At 58.9% G+C, this 19,796-nt stretch carries 16 protein-coding genes; 7 read left to right on the forward strand and 9 right to left on the reverse strand.

The features are described 5' to 3' along the window. Positions 1 to 90: 90 nt before the first annotated feature. The 3 genes from ACYZUC_RS06195 to ACYZUC_RS06205 all read right to left on the reverse strand — a co-directional run bounded on the left by ACYZUC_RS06195 (position 91) and on the right by ACYZUC_RS06205 (position 2,923). Positions 91 to 1,377, reverse strand: a complete 1,287-nt coding sequence (locus ACYZUC_RS06195) for an ATP-binding protein (protein ID WP_461994367.1) — start codon at positions 1,375 to 1,377, stop codon at positions 91 to 93. After that, the gene (locus ACYZUC_RS06200; protein ID WP_032828732.1) at positions 1,378 to 2,085 is read right to left on the reverse strand and encodes a winged helix-turn-helix domain-containing protein; all 708 of its coding nucleotides are present in this window, start codon (positions 2,083 to 2,085) and stop codon (positions 1,378 to 1,380) included. It lies immediately after the preceding gene. Positions 2,086 to 2,314: 229 nt separating this feature from the next. Beyond that, positions 2,315 to 2,923 carry a MiaE family protein gene (locus ACYZUC_RS06205; protein ID WP_008028695.1) on the reverse strand — a complete coding sequence of 203 codons (609 nt, stop codon included), beginning with the start codon at positions 2,921 to 2,923 and terminating at the stop codon, positions 2,315 to 2,317. A 160-nt stretch (positions 2,924 to 3,083) separates the two neighbouring features. Between ACYZUC_RS06205 and ACYZUC_RS06210 the strand changes: the two genes are divergently transcribed. After that, a complete protein-coding gene (locus tag ACYZUC_RS06210) occupies positions 3,084 to 3,947 on the forward strand; it encodes a universal stress protein (protein WP_461994369.1) in 864 nt (287 codons plus the stop codon). A gap of 102 nt (positions 3,948 to 4,049) precedes the next feature. Here the strand turns inward: ACYZUC_RS06210 and ACYZUC_RS06215 are convergent, their stop codons facing one another. After that, a complete protein-coding gene (locus ACYZUC_RS06215; RefSeq protein ID WP_461994371.1) occupies positions 4,050 to 4,520 on the reverse strand; it encodes a DUF1289 domain-containing protein in 471 nt (156 codons plus the stop codon). Positions 4,521 to 4,928: 408 nt separating this feature from the next. Here ACYZUC_RS06215 and acnB point away from each other — a divergent pair, with 408 nt between their 5' ends. Continuing rightward, positions 4,929 to 7,538, forward strand: coding sequence for a bifunctional aconitate hydratase 2/2-methylisocitrate dehydratase (gene acnB / locus ACYZUC_RS06220; RefSeq protein ID WP_461996825.1), 2,610 nt, complete (start codon positions 4,929 to 4,931; stop codon positions 7,536 to 7,538). A gap of 177 nt (positions 7,539 to 7,715) precedes the next feature. On the opposite strand, the gene ACYZUC_RS06225 is transcribed toward acnB, so the two are convergent. Both ACYZUC_RS06225 and ACYZUC_RS06230 read right to left on the reverse strand, forming a co-directional pair. Continuing rightward, positions 7,716 to 9,377 carry a SulP family inorganic anion transporter gene (locus tag ACYZUC_RS06225; protein WP_461994373.1) on the reverse strand — a complete coding sequence of 554 codons (1,662 nt, stop codon included), beginning with the start codon at positions 9,375 to 9,377 and terminating at the stop codon, positions 7,716 to 7,718. A gap of 1,129 nt (positions 9,378 to 10,506) precedes the next feature. Next, positions 10,507 to 11,787, reverse strand: coding sequence for a serine/threonine transporter (locus tag ACYZUC_RS06230; RefSeq protein ID WP_223414476.1), 1,281 nt, complete (start codon positions 11,785 to 11,787; stop codon positions 10,507 to 10,509). Positions 11,788 to 12,161: 374 nt separating this feature from the next. Between ACYZUC_RS06230 and ACYZUC_RS06235 the strand changes: the two genes are divergently transcribed. The 5 genes from ACYZUC_RS06235 (at position 12,162) to ACYZUC_RS06255 (ending at position 16,382) form a co-directional block, all read left to right on the forward strand. Then, positions 12,162 to 12,545: a tautomerase family protein gene (locus tag ACYZUC_RS06235; protein WP_461994375.1), complete on the forward strand. Its 384-nt coding sequence runs from the start codon at positions 12,162 to 12,164 to the stop codon at positions 12,543 to 12,545. Between the two features lie 29 nt (positions 12,546 to 12,574). Further along, complete coding sequence (locus tag ACYZUC_RS06240; RefSeq protein WP_461994377.1) at positions 12,575 to 13,159, forward strand: TetR/AcrR family transcriptional regulator; 585 nt, start codon at positions 12,575 to 12,577, stop codon at positions 13,157 to 13,159. A gap of 111 nt (positions 13,160 to 13,270) precedes the next feature. Continuing rightward, on the forward strand, positions 13,271 to 14,236 hold the full coding sequence (locus tag ACYZUC_RS06245) for a 2-hydroxyacid dehydrogenase (RefSeq protein WP_461994378.1): 966 nt from the start codon (positions 13,271 to 13,273) through the stop codon (positions 14,234 to 14,236). Between the two features lie 143 nt (positions 14,237 to 14,379). Then, positions 14,380 to 15,447 (forward strand): phosphotransferase family protein, encoded by a 1,068-nt coding sequence (locus tag ACYZUC_RS06250; RefSeq protein WP_461994380.1) that lies wholly within the window; start codon positions 14,380 to 14,382, stop codon positions 15,445 to 15,447. Positions 15,448 to 15,614: 167 nt separating this feature from the next. Next, positions 15,615 to 16,382 (forward strand): SDR family oxidoreductase, encoded by a 768-nt coding sequence (locus tag ACYZUC_RS06255; RefSeq protein WP_008036792.1) that lies wholly within the window; start codon positions 15,615 to 15,617, stop codon positions 16,380 to 16,382. Between the two features lie 637 nt (positions 16,383 to 17,019). Here ACYZUC_RS06255 and ACYZUC_RS06260 read toward each other — a convergent pair. The 3 genes from ACYZUC_RS06260 to ACYZUC_RS06270 all read right to left on the reverse strand — a co-directional run bounded on the left by ACYZUC_RS06260 (position 17,020) and on the right by ACYZUC_RS06270 (position 19,795). Next, on the reverse strand, positions 17,020 to 17,736 hold the full coding sequence (locus tag ACYZUC_RS06260) for a hypothetical protein (protein WP_461994382.1): 717 nt from the start codon (positions 17,734 to 17,736) through the stop codon (positions 17,020 to 17,022). Between the two features lie 134 nt (positions 17,737 to 17,870). After that, positions 17,871 to 18,122, reverse strand: a complete 252-nt coding sequence (locus ACYZUC_RS06265) for a DUF1652 domain-containing protein (RefSeq protein ID WP_461994384.1) — start codon at positions 18,120 to 18,122, stop codon at positions 17,871 to 17,873. Positions 18,123 to 18,298: 176 nt separating this feature from the next. After that, positions 18,299 to 19,795: a helix-turn-helix transcriptional regulator gene (locus tag ACYZUC_RS06270; RefSeq protein WP_461994386.1), complete on the reverse strand. Its 1,497-nt coding sequence runs from the start codon at positions 19,793 to 19,795 to the stop codon at positions 18,299 to 18,301. Position 19,796: the final 1 nt, after the last annotated feature.

The following is a 19,796-nucleotide window of genomic DNA, read 5'->3' on the forward strand; positions in this document are numbered from 1 at the left end:
GGTGTTTTCATGATCGACTCATAACCTGTAGGAGCGAGCGGTGCGGCGATCCGACTTGCCCGCGAAGGGGTCCGCAAGAGCAACACACAACTAATCCTGATGCACCCAAGTCATGCGAAACGACGCCCCGCCCCACGGCGAATCCGCCACTTGCACTTGCCCGCCATGAGACTGCGACACCCGCCGCACCAAGGCCAGGCCCAGGCCGAAGCCACCCGTGCGGCGATCCCGACTGGCGTCCAGGCGCGAGAACGGTTCGAAGATTTTCTCCCGCCCGTCCACCGGCACGCCCGGCCCGTCGTCGTTGACCTGGACTTCGTATTGATCACCGGTGCGCACCAACGACACCTCCACTCGCTCTTCGGCATAGCGAATGGCATTGCGCAGCAGGTTGATCACCGCGCGCGCCATGAAGCGCGGCTCGATGCGCACCTCATCGACCCGGCACTCGACAATCAGCAGTTGCACCCCGGCCGCCTCGGCCTCCAACGCCACGCTGCCGACCACGCTGTCGAGCCAACTGTTGGCCTGAATATTCTCCCGGGTAATGACCGTGGCACCGCGCTCAAGGCTAGCGTAGGTCAGCAGCTCCGAGACCATTTCTTCCAGCTCGCCGAGGTCGGCGTACATGTCGGCAATCAGTTCACGACGCTGGCTCGGATCGGATTGTTGCTTGAGCTGATCGAGCTCGAACGACAGCCGGGCAATCGGTGTGCGCAATTCATGGGACACCGCGTTGGTCAGCTCACGCTGATTGGCGATCAGGCCTTCGATACGCGCAGCCATCAGGTTGAAATGTTCAGACAGGTCGCGAATGTTCGAGCGCTTGGACAGCTGGATCCGCGCCGACAGGTTGTTGTCGCCAAAGCGTTCGGCGGCGAGGCGCAGTTTCTCCAGATCTCGCCAGTGTGGGCGCACCCAGAATAACAACACGAAACCGATCATCACCGCGATCATCAAATAGGCCGCGGCAATGTAGAACGGCATCAGACTCGGCTCGGCCGGCAGCTTGATGCTGAGCACCTGCGAGCCGTCGTCAATGCGCGAGATGAACTGCGTGTACTTGTCACGCAGCACCAGCAGGCCTTGGGCCAACTCGGCTTTTTCCTGATCGGTCAGGGCCAGTTGATCCGCTTCGACCAGGCTCAGGCCCAAACCGTAGTGAGGGCGCACGGCTTCCAATTGGCGTTCCCGGGCCGGACCGTCCAGGCCACGCAACTGCTCCACCAGCGACCAGGCCTGACCTCGCACCGCCTCGCGGTTGTAGCTCTGCATTTGACCAGCAAGCAGCGCATCGAACGTGCGCTCGACGGTTTGCAGCCCCAATACCAGGCCAACCGTCATCATCACAAACAGACCGAGAAATAACCGCAGCATTTACAGCTCCCACGCGAACGGATTGAACAGGTAACCCTTGCCCCAGATGGTCTTGATGCACACCGGTTCACGCGGGTTGTCCTTGAGCTTGCCGCGCAACTTGCTGATGTAGACATCGACGCTGCGGTTGAGACCGTCGAAGGCGATCCCGCGCATGCGGTTGAGGATATCGTCGCGGGACAAAATCTTGCCCGCCGCACTGGCCAACAACCACAGCAATTCGAATTCCATGGTGGTCAGTTCGATGCCCTCACCTGCCAGGCGCACTTCGCGACAACTGCGGTCGATGCTCAGATGGCCGAATTCCAGCGAGCTGCAGACAGTGCTGTCCGGCGTTTGCCGGCGTTGCAGCGCACGCAGACGGGCCAGTAATACCGGTGGCTTGATCGGCTTGATCACGTAGTCGTCGGCGCCGGATTCCAGGCCGAGGATGTGATCGAGGTCGTCCTCCTTGGCGGTGAGAATGACGATCGGCGTATCGGACACGCTGCGAATTTCGCGACACACGTGCAGGCCACTCTGGCCCGGCAGCATCAGGTCGAGTACAACGATTTTCGGTTTGAAGTCGAGGAACGCGGCCAACGCGAGGTCGCCGCGATGCACCTGTAACACTTCAAAGCCATGTTGGGACAGGAAGTGCGCGATCAGCCCGGCAAGCCTTTCGTCGTCTTCCACCAGCAGAACTTTGCCAAAACCCAGGTTATCCATAACGAACGCGTGCCAACTCTTGTGTGAAGTGGGCGGCATTATGGCGTCAATCAGCGCCGGGGCGGCGATTGCAGGCAGCAAAAACCGGCCTCTGGGGCCGGTTTTCAGTGATGTTTCATACTCTTAAGAGTTTTTAACAATTCCAAACCAAAACCGACATTTGTAGGAGCCGGCTTGCCGGCGATGGCAATCTCAGGGCCGCCATCGCCGGCAAGCCGGCTCCTACGGGTTATGCGGCGGCTGGGACACCACTGTGGAAACGGAACTCCACGTCCGGCGATTCGATCAGTTCCTGCTCGGCAGCGCGGACCCGCTCGATCACCTGAGCGATGTCCTTGGCGTCACCGTACTGGTAGGCCAGTTTCAGGTAACCCTGGAAGTGCCGCGCCTCGCTTTTCAGCAGACCGAAGTAGAACTTGCCGAGTTCTTCGTCCAGGTGCGGCACCAGCGCCTCGAACCGCTCGCAGCTGCGGGCTTCGATAAACGCACCGACGACCAGGGTATCGACCAGCTTGACCGGTTCATGGCTGCGCACTACTTTGCGCAGACCCGAGGCGTAACGCCCGGCCGACAGCTGGCGCAGCTCGATCTTGCGCTTTTTCATCAGGCGCATGACTTGTTCGTGGTGCACCAGTTCTTCCCGGGCGAGCCGCGACATCAGGTTGATCAGATCGACGTGGGAGTGATACTTGGCGATCAGGCTCAATGCCGTACTGGCCGCCTTGAATTCGCAGTTCTTGTGGTCGATCAGCAAGGTTTCCTGATCGGCCAGTGCGGCCTGGACCCAGCCGTCAGGGGTGCGGCAACCGAGGAACTCGTGAATTTCGGGAAGGATCATGGGGCTCACGGACAAAAGGTTCAAAACGAAGGGCGCCGATTATACCGGCCCGCCGCCAGACCACCAGCCACGACCGTTGATATGCATCAAGTCCCGGATGCGCGACCAGCAACTATAGTTGTGCAACGCCATGCTTTTTTACCCTCTGGAGATCCCGATCATGCAAGCCATTCGCAGCATTCTGGTGGTCATCGAACCCGAACACTCGGAAAGCCTGGCGCTTAAACGGGCCAAGCTGATTGCCGGGGTAACCCAGGCGCACCTGCATCTGCTGGTGTGCGACCGCAAGCATGACCACAGCGCCATGCTCGGCGTGCTCAAGGCTGCGCTGCTTCAGGACGGCTACAGCGTCACGACCGAGCAGGCCTGGAACGAAAGCCTGCACGAAACCATCGTCGATGTGCAGCAGGCCGAAGGTTGCGGGCTGGTGATCAAGCAGCATTACCCCGACAGCTCATTGAAAAAAGCCCTGCTGACCCCGGCGGACTGGAAACTGTTGCGTTACTGTCCGACCCCGGTGCTGCTGGTGAAAACCTCGAAACCCTGGACGGGCGGTGTGATTCTGGCGGCGATCGACGTGGGCAATACCGATGACGAACATCGCCATCTGCATAACATCATCATCGATCACGGTTATGACATCGCCAGCCTGGCCAAGGCGCATCTGCATGTGGTCAGCGCTCATCCATCACCGATGTTGTCGGCGGCGGACCCTACGCTGCAGCTCAGCGAAACCATCGAGGCGCGCTATCGCGAACAGTGCATCGCGTTTCAAGCCGAGTTCGACATCGACAATGAGCACCTGCACATCGAGGAAGGTCCGGCGGATGTGTTGATTCCGTTCATGGTCCATAAACTGGGCGCGGCGGTGACGGTGATTGGCACGGTGGCGCGGTCCGGGTTATCCGGCGCGTTGATCGGCAATACGGCGGAAGTGGTGCTGGATGCGGTGGAAAGCGATGTGCTGGTGTTGAAGCCGCTGGAGATTGAGGATCATCTGGAGGAGATGGTGTCGCATCATTGAGATGTGTGGTGCCCATCCGTGCGCCTTCGCGGGCAAGCCTCGCTCCTACAGGGTTACGTGTTCACCTGTAGGAGCGAGGCTTGCCCGCGAAGCTTTTAAGGGTTAACCACCGAACGCATCCTTGAGGAACCCGGGCGCGATGTAACGCTGGTAATGCGCCTCGGAGAGCAAAAAGAACTCCCGATCAATCGCATCCCGCAGCTCCGGCAGGTTCCAGTCGCGAAACTCCGGCATCAACACCATCCCGTAGGCGTCCAGATTGTTGATCACCCGCGCGCCACGGGCGATCAATTGATAGGCCCAGCAATATTCCGACTGATGCGGCACGAAGCGAATCTTGCGCTGCTCCAGTTGCAGACGCAGGCGCTGGGGATCGAAAACCTCCAGTTTGCTGGCCATCACCTGGGACAACAGTTGCTCCAGCCGCAGCCATACCGCGCGCTTTTCCTCCTCGTTGTAACCGTTCCAGTTGATCACTTCATGGTGGAAACGCTTGCAGCCACGGCAGACCAAGTCACCGTAAACAGTGGAGCAAAGGCCGACGCAGGGGGTCTTGATGGTCTGATTGGGCATAGGTCAACAAAGCACGGGAAAGCAGAACAGGCCGGCATGTTAGCCCTTTGTCTAACATTCATCACCCCTCAAAGTTGAGAGCCCAACTTACCTTTAAATTTTTTTTGCCGTAGAATCAGCCAGCCTTTTAAGGCGCCAATGTCCGTTAGAAGCTGTTTTCAAAGCGTCACGAGCACAGTCGTTCCTTCAGAGCGGTGTTGGCGAAGGGTTTTTCCAGCGGGGAAAAGCCCAACGCCAACCCTCATCAGCTCCCCGTTCTGCAGGCGTAAAACTTTGAAAGCAGCTTCTGTAAGGAATTGTCGGTAATTCTGGCTAAGTGGCCCACAACGCCACGCAGCGCATGAGTACGGCAATTTCGGGATGAGCGTCCCGGACACCCATTTGGGACCACTGATGAGGGTAATAACTGTGCTTGAAGCCTACCGCAAACATATCGAAGAGCGTGCAGCACTGGGTATCGTTCCCCAGCCGCTTAACGCCGAACAAACTGCAGGCCTGGTTGAGCTGCTGAAGAATCCCCCGGCTGGCGAAGAAGCTTTCCTCGTTGACCTGATCACCAATCGCATTCCGCCTGGCGTGGACGAAGCGGCCTATGTAAAGGCAGGTTTCCTGTCTGCCCTGGCCAAAGGCGAAGCCACTTCCCCTCTGATCGACAAGAAACGCGCTGTAGAACTGCTCGGCACCATGCAGGGCGGCTACAACATCGTGACCCTGGTTGACCTGCTCGACAACGCCGAACTGGCCCCTGTCGCTGCCGCTCAGCTCAAGCACACCCTGCTGATGTTCGATGCGTTCCACGACGTCGCGGAAAAAGCCCGCAACGGCAACGAACACGCCAAAGGCGTGATCCAGTCCTGGGCTGACGGCGAGTGGTTCCGCAACCGCCCTGTCCTGGCTGACAAGATCAGCCTGCGCGTGTTCAAGGTCACCGGCGAAACCAACACCGACGACCTGTCCCCTGCTCCGGACGCCTGGTCCCGCCCGGACATCCCGCTGCACGCCCTCGCCATGCTGAAAATGGCCCGCGAAGGCATCGTGCCTGACGCCCAGGGTGTCACCGGCCCGATGAAGCAGATCGAAGAAATGCGCGGTCAAGGCTTCCCTATCGCCTACGTCGGTGACGTGGTCGGTACCGGTTCTTCGCGTAAATCCGCCACCAACTCGGTGCTGTGGTTCTTCGGCGACGACGTTCCTTACGTGCCGAACAAGCGTGCTGGCGGCTTCTGCTTCGGCAGCAAGATCGCTCCGATTTTCTACAACACCATGGAAGATGCCGGCGCACTGCCGATCGAATTCGACGTTACCAACATGAACATGGGCGACGTGATCGACCTGTACCCGCATGCTGGCAAAGTCTGCAAACACGGCACCGACGAAGTCCTGACCACCTTCGAAATGAAGACTCCGGTTCTGTTGGACGAAGTTCGTGCCGGCGGTCGTATTCCGCTGATCATCGGTCGCGGTCTGACCGACAAGGCCCGTGCCGAACTGGGCCTGGGCCCTACCGATCTGTTCAAACTGCCTGAAGCACCTGTCGACACCGGCAAGGGCTACACCCTGGCACAGAAAATGGTCGGCAAGGCTTGCGGTCTGCCAGAAGGCAAAGGCGTTCGTCCTGGCACCTACTGCGAACCGAAAATGACCACCGTCGGCTCTCAGGACACCACCGGTCCGATGACCCGTGACGAACTGAAAGACCTGGCGTGCCTGGGCTTCTCGACCGATCTGGTAATGCAGTCCTTCTGCCATACCGCGGCTTACCCTAAGCCAATCGACGTGACCACCCACCACACCCTGCCAGACTTCATCATGACCCGCGGCGGCGTTTCCCTGCGTCCGGGCGACGGCATCATCCACAGCTGGCTGAACCGCATGCTGCTGCCGGACACCGTCGGTACCGGTGGTGACTCGCACACCCGTTTCCCGATGGGCATTTCGTTCCCGGCCGGTTCCGGCCTGGTAGCGTTCGCCGCCGCCACTGGCGTTATGCCACTGGACATGCCGGAATCGATCCTGGTGCGCTTCAAAGGCAAAATGCAACCGGGCGTCACCCTGCGTGACCTGGTTCACGCCATTCCTTACTTCGCGATTCAGGCTGGCCTGCTGACCGTCGAGAAGAAAGGCAAGAAGAACGCCTTCTCCGGCCGCATCCTGGAAATCGAAGGCCTGGACAACCTGAGCATCGAACAGGCTTTCGAGCTGTCCGACGCCTCGGCTGAACGTTCGGCTGCCGGTTGCACCATCAAGCTGTCGAAAGAGTCGATCACCGAGTACCTGAACTCCAACATCACCCTGCTGCGCTGGATGATCGGCGAAGGCTACGGCGATGCACGTACCCTGGAACGTCGCGCTCAAGCGATGGAAGCCTGGGTTGCCAACCCAGAGTTGATGGTTGCCGATGCTGACGCCGAATACGCTGAAGTCATCGAAATCGACCTGGCCGACATCAAAGAGCCTGTGCTCTGCGCGCCGAACGATCCGGACGACGCCCGTCTGCTGTCCAGCGTTGCTGGCGAGAAGATCGACGAAGTGTTCATCGGTTCGTGCATGACCAACATCGGTCACTTCCGCGCTGCCGGTAAACTGCTGGATCAGGTCAAGGGTCAGCTGCCAACCCGTCTGTGGCTGTCGCCGCCGACCAAGATGGACGCTCACCAACTGACCGAAGAAGGCTACTACGGCATCTACGGCAAGGCTGGCGCACGCATGGAAATGCCAGGCTGCTCGCTGTGCATGGGTAACCAGGCACGTGTAGAGCCGAACTCGACTGTTGTGTCGACTTCGACCCGTAACTTCCCGAACCGTCTGGGTGACGGCGCGAACGTCTACCTGGCTTCGGCTGAGCTGGCGTCCGTTGCGTCCATCCTGGGTCGCCTGCCGACCGTCGAGGAATACATGGAATACGCTGGCAAGATCGACAGCATGGCGGCTGATGTTTACCGCTACCTGTCCTTCGACCAGATCGCCGAGTTCCGTGAAGTTGCTGCGAACGCCAATATCCCGGTCGTTCAAGCCTAACGTTACAACGCTGTAAAAAACGCCGCCCATCGTGAGATGAGCGGCGTTTTTTTTATGCCCGAAAGGTTTGCACCATCCTCCATGTGGGAGCGGGCTTGCTCGCGAATGCGGTGTGTCATTGAACATATTTGTCTGCTGACACATCGCATTCGCGAGCAAGCCCGCTCCCACAGGGGGTTATGTGGTTGGTTTGAGGGCTTGCTGGACGGCAACATCGACACTCAAGCCGCTGAGAATCACCTGCTCTAGTTCCTGCGCCGGCAACTTCGACAGCACCGCTTTTGCCTGGTGCTTGAGCCGCGCCAGGATCAGCAGCTTGTCCTCGGCGCGCACCTGCAAAAAGAACGCTTCCAGTGCTTCGATGCTGGTGCCGTCCAGATCGGGCGACTCTTCGAGACTGAGGATAACCGTATGCACCGGCGGCTGTGCGTGCCGCGCCAGGCGCAAAGCACCACCGAGAATGCGCTCCACATTGGCGAAAAACAGCGCCTCGCTGGGCCGCACGATCAGCACACCGGGGATTTCCTTCGCGTCGGGATGTCGTTGCAGGTCAATAAAATCGTGACCTCCGGCCATTTGCCCCAACACCTGGATGTCCGCCGACGACATCTGCTTGAGCATCAGCACCACGCTGATCGCCACTGCCAGCAGCAAGCCGTCCAGCACGCCCAACACCAGCACCGCCGCCACCGCGCAAATCACCAGCAGGCGGTCGCGACGCCAGATGAAATACCGACCCAACGGTTGAAGGCTCAAGCCACGGGCCAAGGCATGAATGACGATGGCGGCCAGCACCGGCTCGGGAGTCAGGGCGATCCACGGCAACACCGTCAGGACGATGAGCAGCACCACCCCCGCCGCCACAGTCCCGGCCAGACGCGAACCGGCCCCCGCCGCTTCATTGGCCGACGTCGCCGAGTAACCGGCGCCTGCGGGCATACCATGAAACAGTCCCGATAAAAGATTGGCCGCACCGAGGGCCAGCAGATCGCGGTTGGAAGACACCCGGTCGCCGTGTTTGAGCGCAAACGAGCTGATTGAGCCGTAAGACTCTGCGTACAGGATCATCACCATGGCGAACGCCAGCTCACCCAAGCGCAACCAGTCAGTGAACGGCAACACTGGGAGCTGCGGTACTTCGAGACTCAGATCGATGACGCCAATCAGCTTGACCCCGTAAGCCGGCAGGTTCAGCCATTGGCCCGCCGCGATGCCGAGCGCCACCACCAGCAAACCGCCAGGCAAACGCCTGACCCGTGCGCACAGCCACAACACCAGCAACGCCACCGCCCCGACCAATGCCCCGACTTTATTCCACTGCGGCCACTGTTCCAGCAGTTGCGGCAGGAAACGGATCAAGTTGCCGGTGCTCAAGTGGACGTCGACGATGCTCGCCACTTGCTTGAGGATGATGGTCACGGCCAGCCCCACTGCAAAGCCGCGCAGCACCGGTTTGGCGATGAATGAGGTGACGCTGCCGAGCTTGAATAACCCGGCCAACAGGAAGAAACCTCCGGTCACCAGCACCAGACCGATCGCCAGACTCATGCGCAAGGCCGAATCGCCATTGGCCAGCGTGGCGGTGGCGGCAGCCAGAACGGCCGCTGACGACGAGGTCGCGGACACGATGGCAAACCGGCTGGTGCCGAACAGTCCGTAACACAGCAGCCCGGCAAACAAGGCAATCACCCCGGCCTGTGGTGGCAACGCGGCAATGCTGGAATAGGCGACTGCCTCGGGCAGCAACAAACCGGCAATCGACAGGCCGGCCAGTACGTCCAGCCAACGGTCAGGTGTATCGGCACGGGGTTGCGCCGATGCGCCGGGGGCACGAGCCATGTTGCGTCTCCAGAGACGGCGCTTTACGGCGCGCCGATGCAGCCGCAGCTTAGCTGTTTATCCCTGGGGACAGGTGTTCTGGATCAGGTGCTGCGGCATAAGAGCTGTGTGAGAGGCGTTTTTTTGATGGTGTGCATATCCGTTTTTTAGTTGCGGCGGCTATTGGTTTCGCCCTTACGGCGAGTCACTTGGAGAAGCGCCAAGTAACCAAGCGCTTTTGCCCCTTTCGTTCGGTGCCTCGCTGTGGCTCGGCATGCCCTCGCTCCGGTCCTGCTCCGTGGGCCCGCCGCCATCGGCCATCCATGGCCGGGGGCGGCTAACCCGGCATCCATGCCGGGTTGCCCACTGCGCAGAACCTCCACTCGGCCTCTCGAGGGGGCGACTACCGCCACAGCCGCCGAGGCGGCCTGAAAGCCGACCTGGCTCATTTTGTGTACGCGTTGTCCTTCTCTGCTGCGTTCACTCATTCCGGACATGTGCACCGCTCCCCTGTAGGAGCCGGCTTGCTGGCGATGGCGTCCGTCCAGCCAATACATACGTTGACTGACTCACCGCCATCGCCAGCAAGCCGGCTCCTACAGTTGATCGTATTTATCCAAACACACATGCATTTCCCTTGTAGGAGCCAGCTTGCTGGCGATGGACGCCAACGATAACGCGTACTGTCTGAATGAACGCGTCGCCCAGGCGTTTTTCGCCGGCAAGCCGGCTCCTACAGGGGTCAGCGTGCGCTTTTGATTTTCACCACTCATCAGGCCGAGCGTTAGCTCGCCTTCCGCTTTTGATCTGAGCGCCCCCTCGAGAGGCCGAGCGCAGGTTCTGCGCAGTGGGCAACCCGGCATGGATGCCGGGTTAGCCGCCCCCGGCCATGGATGGCCGATGGCGGCGGGCCCACTGAGCAGGACCGGAGCGAGGGTATGGCGAGCCATGGCGAGGCACCGAACGAAAGGGGCAAAAGCGCTTGGTTACTTGGCGCTCTTCCAAGTGACTCGCTGTAAAAGCGAAACCATTAGCAGCCGTTACCGCAGCAACGGATATGTACCCCCTCAAAAACCCAACGCACAAAAAAAACGGCCAACCCGCAAAGCGGATCAGCCGTAATCTCAGCCAATCAAGCAAACAGCAGCAATCAAGCACTCAGCGAATAAATCAACGCCGAAATAGCCACCAAACCAACCGCCGTCACAAACACATTGGACGCTTGACCACGGAAACGTGCCATCGCCGGCACCTTGCGGATCGCATACATCGGCATCAGGAACAGAATCGCCGCAATGATCGGGCCACCGAGGGTCTCGATCATCCTCAGAATGCTCGGATTCAGCGTCGCCACAATCCAGCACACCACCAGCATGAACGCCGCGGTCATACGGTCCAGCGTCTTCGGTGCCGGACGCTTGCCGCTCTTCACGATCAGGCCTTTCAGACCTTCACTCGCACCGATGTAATGCCCGAGGAACGACTTGGAAATCGCCACAAACGCAATCAACGGCGCCGCAAACTCGATGGTCGGGTTGCTGAAGTGGTTGGCCAGGTACGACAGGATCGACAGATTCTGCGCCTTCGCTTCTGCCAGTTGCGCCGGCGACAGGGTCAGCACGCAGCTGAACACGAAGAACAGCACCATCACCACCATCAACACATGGGCGCGAGACAGGATCTGCGAGCTGCGCTCTTCGGCATGCTCGCCGTAGCGACGCTTCTGGTCCACCGCGAACGCCGAGATGATCGGCGAGTGGTTGAACGAAAACACCATTACCGGAATCGCCAGCCACAAGGTGTGCAACAGCGCCGACGGCTCAGGCAGCGTCGATGCCGTGGTGAGGATGCCGCCGTTCCAGTGCGGAATCAGGAACACCGCCAGGAACAGCAACGCCACGATGAACGGATACACCATCAGGCTCATCGCCTTGACGATCACCTGCTCGCCGCAACGCACCACCGCCAGCAGGCCGAGGATCAGCACAAACGACAGCACGGCGCGCGGTGGCGGCATGATGTGCAGTTGATGCTCAAGGAAACTGCCCACCGTGTTGGTCAGGGCCACGCTGTAGATCAGCAGGATCGGGAAGATCGCGAAGAAGTACAGCAAGGTGATCAGCGCACCGGCCTTGATGCCGAAATGCTCTTCCACCACTTCAGTGATGTCCGCGCCTTCGCGACCGGACAACACGAAGCGGGTCAGGCCACGGTGCGCGTAAAACGTCATGGGGAACGCCAGCAGCGCCAGGACCAGCAACGGCCAGAAACCGCCCAGACCCGCGTTGATCGGCAAAAACAGGGTACCGGCCCCGATGGCCGTGCCAAACAGGCCGAGCATCCAGGTGGTGTCATGACGATTCCAGCCCTCAAGGCTGACAGGGTTCGCCGCTACATAGCGTTCGTTGACGCTATTGGCCTGATCATTCATCCGGTGGGATCTCCACATTCCGGTCAGTTGCTACCCGGTCAGGACGAGTCGGAAAAATCCGACAGGCAGCGCCCTGGCCGAAACAGGGGCGCGATTCTCCGGGATTAATGAACAGAAGCAAAGACTTAGCTGAGGAATGGTTGTGCGGATCAGCAAATCTGGAGCGAACACAACCCTGTAGGAGCTGGCTTGCCAACGATGGCGGTCGGAAGAACACCGCAATATCCAAAATCTTTCGCCAGCAACCCGGCTCCTACAATTTCGGGTGAGCCTCAATCACGCACAAACGCTTCATCGCCAAAGCCAGCTTCGACTTGATAAAGGTTTGTCATCATGTATTTTAAGTAAACCTGCATCCCTTCCGGAGACCTTCCATGCCACTGGTTCGCGTCGACATCAAAAAGCATCAGGACCCCACCCACGCCAAACGCATCGGGCAGTTGATCTACGCCGCCATGCACAGCGCCATCGGCGTGCCGGAAAACGATAACTTCCAGATCCTCGCCGAACACGACGAGCAGCACTTCATCTTTGACCCGCAATACCTGGGGATCAACCGCAGCGACAAGCTGGTGGTGATTCAGATCACCCTGAGCGAAGGCCGCACCGTCGACCAGAAGAAACTGCTCTATAAAACCATCGCCGAGAGCCTTAACGCTGAACTGGCGGTGCGCCTCGAGGACGTTTTCATTAATCTGGTCGAAGTGAAAAAAGAGAACTGGTCGTTCGGCAACGGAATTGCCCAGTACGCCCTCTGATCGCCATCCTTTATCTTTGTGAGCCGCCAATGCCCCGTGTTTCCCGCAAACAAGCTGAACTCAACCGCGAGATTATCGTCGAGGCGGCCACGCGGCTGTTTCGCGAACGGGGCGTGCATGGCATCAGCGTCATCGACGTCATGGCGGCAGCGGGCCTGACCCATGGCGGCTTCTATGGGCATTTCGAGTCCAAGGACGCCTTGGCCCAGGAGGCCAGTAGCCGCGCATTCCAGCAATCGGCAGACCGCTGGAAAGACTGGATCGCGGCCCATGAAGACAAGAACGCCGCCCGTCAGGCCTTGATCAAACCCTACCTGTCTCCAGCCAGCCGCGATAATCCGGGTGACAGCTGCCCGGTGGTGGCGTTTGCCGGTGACATGTGCCACGAAAGCGCCGAAAGCGGCTTGCGCCAAACGTTCATGGAAGGTCTCGACTCGTTGCTCGGCACGCTCGCGCCCCTGATGGACACCGGCGATGACGCCCGCGATCGACAGCAGGCGCTGGTGCAGTTCTCCTTGATGGTCGGCGCCCTGACGCTGGCCCGCGCTACCCGTGGCGAACCGTTGTCCGATGAAATTCTGGACGCGGCGCGCAGCTTTCTGACAGTGCCATAACCTCTCCCTCCTGTTCCGCTATGATCATCTGGTAGTGCTGCGACGTTGGTCGTTGCCAATGCACTTTGAAGCCAGCAATCTCTAGGGATTTTCAAGTCACAGGAGCCCAGCATGCCCGCAACCGTTCTGGTACTGGTTGAAACAATCAATGATTACTTGCCGATTCTGGAGCATCAGGGGTTTCACCTGATTCTGGCACCGACCCCCGCCGAGCGCGCCGAGGCCATTGCCACCCACGGCGCCCGGATCGATGCGGTCCTGACCCGCGGCCCGTTAGGTTTGTACGCTGACGAAATAACTGCGCTGCCGACGCTGAAGATCATTTGCGTGATCGGTGCCGGCTACGAACACGTCGACCTGCAAGCCGCCGCCGACCGGGGCCTGACCGTCACCAACGGCGCCGGCGTCAACGCTTCTTCGGTCGCCGACCATGCGATGGCGATGCTGCTCTCGCTGGTGCGTGATATCCCGCGCTGCGACGCCGCCGTAAGACGGGGCGAGTGGCCGAAGATCATGCGCCCTTCCCTCGCCGGCAAACGCCTTGGCATCCTCGGCCTCGGTGCCGTCGGCATGGCCATCTCCAGGCGCGCGGCCAACGGTTTCGACATGACGGTCAGCTACCATAACCGCCAGCATCGCAGCGATGTGCCCTACAGCTTCTGTTCGACGCCTACCGAACTGGCCCGCGTCTCGGATTTCCTGGTGGTGGCCACGCCCGGCGGAATCGGCACCAAAAACCTGATCAATCGCCCGGTGCTGGACGCTTTGGGTCCCAACGGTTTTCTCGTCAACATCGCTCGGGCCAGTGTTGTGGTCACCGCCGATTTGATCGGCGCACTGGAACAGCGACGCATTGCCGGCGCGGCACTGGATGTCTTCGACCACGAACCTCAGGTGCCGGAGGCCTTGAAAGCCTTGAGCAACGTCATCCTCACACCGCACGTCGCGGGACTGTCTCCGGAAGCGACCCAGGGCACGGTCGAACTGGTCGGGCGCAACCTGATGGCGTTCTTTTCCGGCGAACCGGTGCTCACCCCCGTCGCCCTGCCGACCAATGCGAATCAGGCAGCGCTGTGACAACATTCAAACAGGTGTATCAAAAGCAATGATTGCCCGGCAACACGCTCACCTATAAGGGCTGATCGTGGTTGTCGGTGCCGGGTGCGCGCATTAGATTAGCCAATAGTTTCAGGCCTCCAGAATAAGCAGAAGGGATAAGCATGGCGCTTACTGACCAGTCCACCCGTATCCGCTCCGGCGAAGAACTCGATGCCAGCCTGATCGATCCGTACCTCAAGGCACACATTCCGGGCCTCAGCGGTTTGCCGCAGATCAGCCAGTTTCCCGGCGGTGCGTCGAACCTCACCTATTTGCTGGAATACCCCGAGCAGGAATTTGTCCTGCGCCGGCCACCGTTTGGCCACAAAGCCAAATCCGCCCATGACATGGGTCGCGAATTCCGCATCCTCAATCAACTGCGCGACGGTTTTCCGTACTGCCCCAAAGCCTACGTGCACTGCACCGACGAATCGGTGATCGGTGCCGAGTTCTATGTGATGGAAAGGGTCAACGGGATCATCCTGCGCTCCGAACTGCCGCCGGAACTGGGCCTGGATTCGGCGAAAACCGAAGCCCTGTGCAAGAGCTTCATCGACAAGTTCGTTGAACTGCACCAGGTCGACTACAAGGCCTATGGCCTCGGCGATCTCGGCAAACCCGAAGGTTATGTGGCGCGGCAGATCAAAGGCTGGAGCGATCGCTACGAAAAAGCCCTGACCCCGGACGCCCCGCAATGGGACGTGGTCAAAGCCTGGCTCAACGACAAAATGCCGGCCGATCACCCGACCTCAAGCATCGTGCACAACGACTACCGCTTCGATAACGTGATCCTCGACCCGAACAACCCGATGCAGATCATCGGCGTGCTCGACTGGGAACTCACCACCCTCGGCGATCCGCTGATGGATTTGGGCAACACCCTCGCCTACTGGATCGAAGCTAGCGACCCGGCCCCGGTGCAAATGATGCGCCGCCAGCCGAGCCACGCACCGGGCATGCTGACCCGCCGCGAATTCGTCGATTACTACGCCCAGCGTTCGGGCATCCAGATCGACAACTTCGACTTCTACTACACCTACGGCCTGTTTCGTCTTGCCGGCATCGTGCAGCAGATCTACTACCGCTTCTTCCATGGTCAGACCCAGGACAAACGCTTCGCGCAGTTCATTCACATGAACAAACTGCTGGAGCAGATGAGTTTGCAGGTCATCCAGAAATCCAGCCTCTGATACAACACACCACTTGTAGGAGCCAGCGATGCGGCGACCCGACTTGCCGGCGAATTGGACACTGCGGTGTATCTGTAATACCGCGTAATCGTTCTTCGCCGGCAAGTCGGGTCGCCGCATCGCTGGCTCCTACGGTACAAATGTCAGGCCTATAACAAGGAACTCCCATGTCCAAGACCCAGTTGTTCGACCTCGACGGCAAGATCGCTTTCGTCTCCGGCGCCAGCCGCGGTATCGGTGAAGCCATCGCCAAGCTCCTGGCCCAGCAAGGCGCCCACGTCATCGTCTCGAGTCGCAAACTCGAGGGCTGCCAGCACGTCGCCGACGCCATTATCGCTGCGGGCGGCAAAGCCACCGCCGTTGCGTGCCACATCGGTGAAATGGAACAGATCAGCCAGGTCTTCGCCGGCATCCGCGAACAGTTCGGCCGCCTGGACATCCTGGTCAACAACGCCGCGACTAACCCGCAGTTCTGCAACGTGCTGGACACCGACCTCAGCGCCTTCCAGAAAACCGTCGACGTCAACATCCGCGGCTACTTCTTCATGTCCGTGGAAGCGGGCAAACTGATGCGCGACAACGGTGGTGGCAGCATCATCAACGTGGCATCGATCAACGGCATCTCGCCGGGGATTTTCCAGGGCATCTACTCGGTGACCAAGGCTGCGGTTATCAACATGACCAAGGTGTTCGCCAAGGAATGTGCGCAGTTCGGGATTCGCTGCAACGCCCTGCTGCCGGGCCTGACCGACACCAAGTTTGCCTCGGCACTGGTGAAGAACGATGCGATTTTGAAGACTGCGTTGGCGCAGATCCCGCTCAAGCGCGTGGCGGATCCGAGCGAGATGGCGGGGGCAGTGTTGTATCTGGCGAGTGATGCGTCGAGTTATACGACGGGGGTTTCGTTGAATGTGGATGGCGGTTTTCTTTCCTGAGGAAATCCGTCAAGCCTGTGAGTTGCTTTTGCAGGAGCCCGGTTTGCCGGCGATGGCGCTCTCCAAAACGCCATCGCCGATAAGCTTGTACATACCCGAATTTAAATTACGTCTTTTCAGTCGGGATAACTTTCACGCACAACTCAGGTATAGGGAGCTATTGAGTCACGCACCGAGTCAACGTGGTATCCCTTGTCACCTGCCCTTCGGCTCTTGCGTCACCCAACACATCGGTTTTTTCAGACGTGTCACACGTGCGTTGAGGTATCGGAGGTGGTGCGGCGGGAGGTGGCGGCGGTGGACTGGCGCAACCGCTGAGTATCGTTATGCAGAAGGCAAGCGACAAAGGCGCAAACGTGCATTTCCCAAGACTGTTCATAGGTTGGCCCGTGGCAACTGATTGTCAGATATCTGTGAAACAAATGGATTTCCGCCTATTCACGGTCCGGTCACAGAGTTTTACCCACTTATTGCTTATAGCCCACTCGACCGCTTATTCCACCCAACATCGATGTTTCTTACCCAATCTGCCAGTGCAAATGCCTACGACCATTAGGGTGGACACGTCATGCAGTAATCCTGGAATGCTGCCCATGCAATCGTAGCTCCACCCCCCGCTTGATATCACTGCGCAGCCCTACTCTTCAGAAGAAGATATTCCTACTTTGTACCCAGAGGGTACGAAGGTGATTCCGGTCCACGATGGAACATCAGGGGAAAAAATCCTTGCCGTTACGAACGCAGGTGTTGTGAAGACAACACGCCAGGTAATACCGTCTTTTACCATCACCTGAGGTTCCGTCGGCGTCACAACAGGTGGAAGCCATGAATCCAACGTTTTCATCGTCACGTGCTTGCCAAGCAAACTATCCCCTACCGGCATCAACGTAATTTTAAAACTACTGCCAGCCTTTACACCGGGTATAAGTCCTGTGTGCGGCACGAGCCCGCTCCAAGACGATGATTCCAGGAAAATTGAAGAAACCGAATACCAAGGATGAGGAGGCGGCGTGACATTACATGGAAACGTCAAAACCTCTGTAAAGTCCATCGCGAACAATATCAACGTGGCTTTTCCGATAATAGATTGTGGGGTGATTGTAAACTCCGCAACGCCACCGCTCACTGTCACCCAACCCTTCGGAGCTATATCGATGTTAGCCAGTTCGACGTCGACCACCTCCAGCCTGATTTGTTTACCGTCCAATAAGTTCGAAACGATCTTCAAAACATGTAACTCAGGCGCCTTCAGCGCAATCGTCGAACCCGGCAGATGTTCGATGTCATCTATAAATATCTTTGAGCCCTCCCACGAGTCAGGCTCTGAAAAATTTCGGCTCGTTTCGATTTCCATTATGAAACCCCTCTGATAACGCCGTGTTAAAAGACACGGCCCACTATCAGAAAGAACGGGCAAGAGAGCTACTGTCAAACATGACAGTTCATCTAGAACAAAATGCTATAACCCCTTTCACTTTTGATAATCCTCTACAGGATCGCATTCGGTCGGCCCAGATTATTGCTTTCAAGCTCATAACGCAGTTCTTCGACCAGCGCCTGCACAGCCTCCGGCGTTCCGAGTGTTGTTAAGCTCAACCCGCTGACCACCAGATCTACCTGCCCCGACACTGGGTGATAGAGTTTCACCGTCAACGAATGATCCCCCGTAAGCGTGCACTCACAGGCCAGCGGCGAAAAACTGCGTTCCAGTTGCAGACGTAATTGCACCAGGGAAATCATTGCGATTCACCTTGGCGACGGCGCATAAACCTGTGCGCTCTGAACGTGACCATGTGACGGTTCCTTTTCCTGTATCGAGGGGGACGCGAAGACTCGTATCTCACCCTTACAGCCTAAGAACCGCCGAGCCCGATCAAAACATCCATTTGCACTGCCTCAACTAGTGCATTTGCACCTTACCTCTGTCCATTCGGTCGGCGTTCGCTGGAGAATAATCCCCGCTCGCGCGCCCAGACAATCGCCTCGCTGCGACTGTGCACATCCAGCTTGGAATACACGGTCGATACGTGATTGCGCACGGTGTTGGGCGCCAGTTTCAGGCGCGCGGCGATTTCCTTGTCGGCCAGGCCTTCGCAGATCAGGCCAAGCACATCGCGCTCTCGGGCCGTCAGGTCGGTAAACGACGCACTGGGCAATTTCGGCGAATTGACGCTCTTCACATTGGCGAGTTTTTCTATCAGCGTGCGGCTGAACCAGGACGCGTCTTTCATCACTTCTTCGATGGCCGCCACCAACTCCAGTTCGGTGCGTTTGCGCTCGGTAATGTCCATCAACACCAGCAGATAACAAGGGTTGTCCTGAATGTTCACGGTGTCGGCGCAAATCGCGCAATCGATCAGTTGAGCGTCTTTTTTACGGATACGCACATCGATGCGATCCAGGCGACCGGTTTTCTCCAGCGCCGCAAACAGCCGAGTGCGGTCGCCTTGGTCGTGGATGAAATCGATCTCCGCGAGGGTCTTGCCCAATACGTCTTCGCTGGGGTACGCGAGCGTATCGAGAAAGGCTTCGTTGACGTCGATCACCACCTGATCGCCAGCACCGCACACGAGGGTGGGCACCGGGGTCAATCGAAAGGCCTTGGCGAAACGTTCCTCGCTCTGGCGCAGGGCAACTTCAGCCTTGTGCCGTGGCTCCATGTCGACGAAAGAAAACAGCATGCAGTCTTCGTCGTTCAGTTCCAGCGGCTGACCCGCGACGATGACCTGTTTGCTGCTGCCGTCGGACAACTTCAGCTCTGCCTGCATCTGGGGAATGGTGGTGTGCTCGCGCAAACGCTCGATCGCCAGGTCTTTCTTCTCGGCGCCTTCAAGGATGTCCAGCTCATAGGTCGAAACACCGATGACTTGATCGCGGGCATACCCGGTCATTTCCAGAAAACCCGAATTGACCTTGATGTAGCGCAAATCGCTGAGGCGGCAGATCACCGCCGGGGCCGGGTTGGCGTTGAAGGTCCTTTCAAAGCGCTGCTCGGCGCTGGCCCACTCGGTGACATCGTCCATGATCAGCACCAGCGACTCCGGCGCCCCGGCACTGTCGGCCAGGACCATGCTGCGCACGTTGTGGACCCAGGTGCGTTCCTCGTCGGCGGTCGGCGTCACCTCCACCAACACATCGCTGAAGGTCTCGCCCCGGGCAACCCGGTTGATCGGGTAATTGTCGGCCGCCACCGGGTGGTTATTGCGATAGCGCAACGCGAAACGCCCGGCATATTCCGTGGCGTTCGCGCCCAACTCGCTGATTTGGCTTACGCCGTGCATGGCCAGCGCAGCATCATTGGCCCACAGAATGGTCTGGTCGAGCTCCAGCAGAATCACCCCGTCGGACAAACCGGCGATGATCTGCTGCAACTGGCGGCGATTGGTTTCGGTGGTCAGGACGTCCTGGCTCATT

Source organism: Pseudomonas sp. GT1P32 (genome assembly GCF_054897805.1).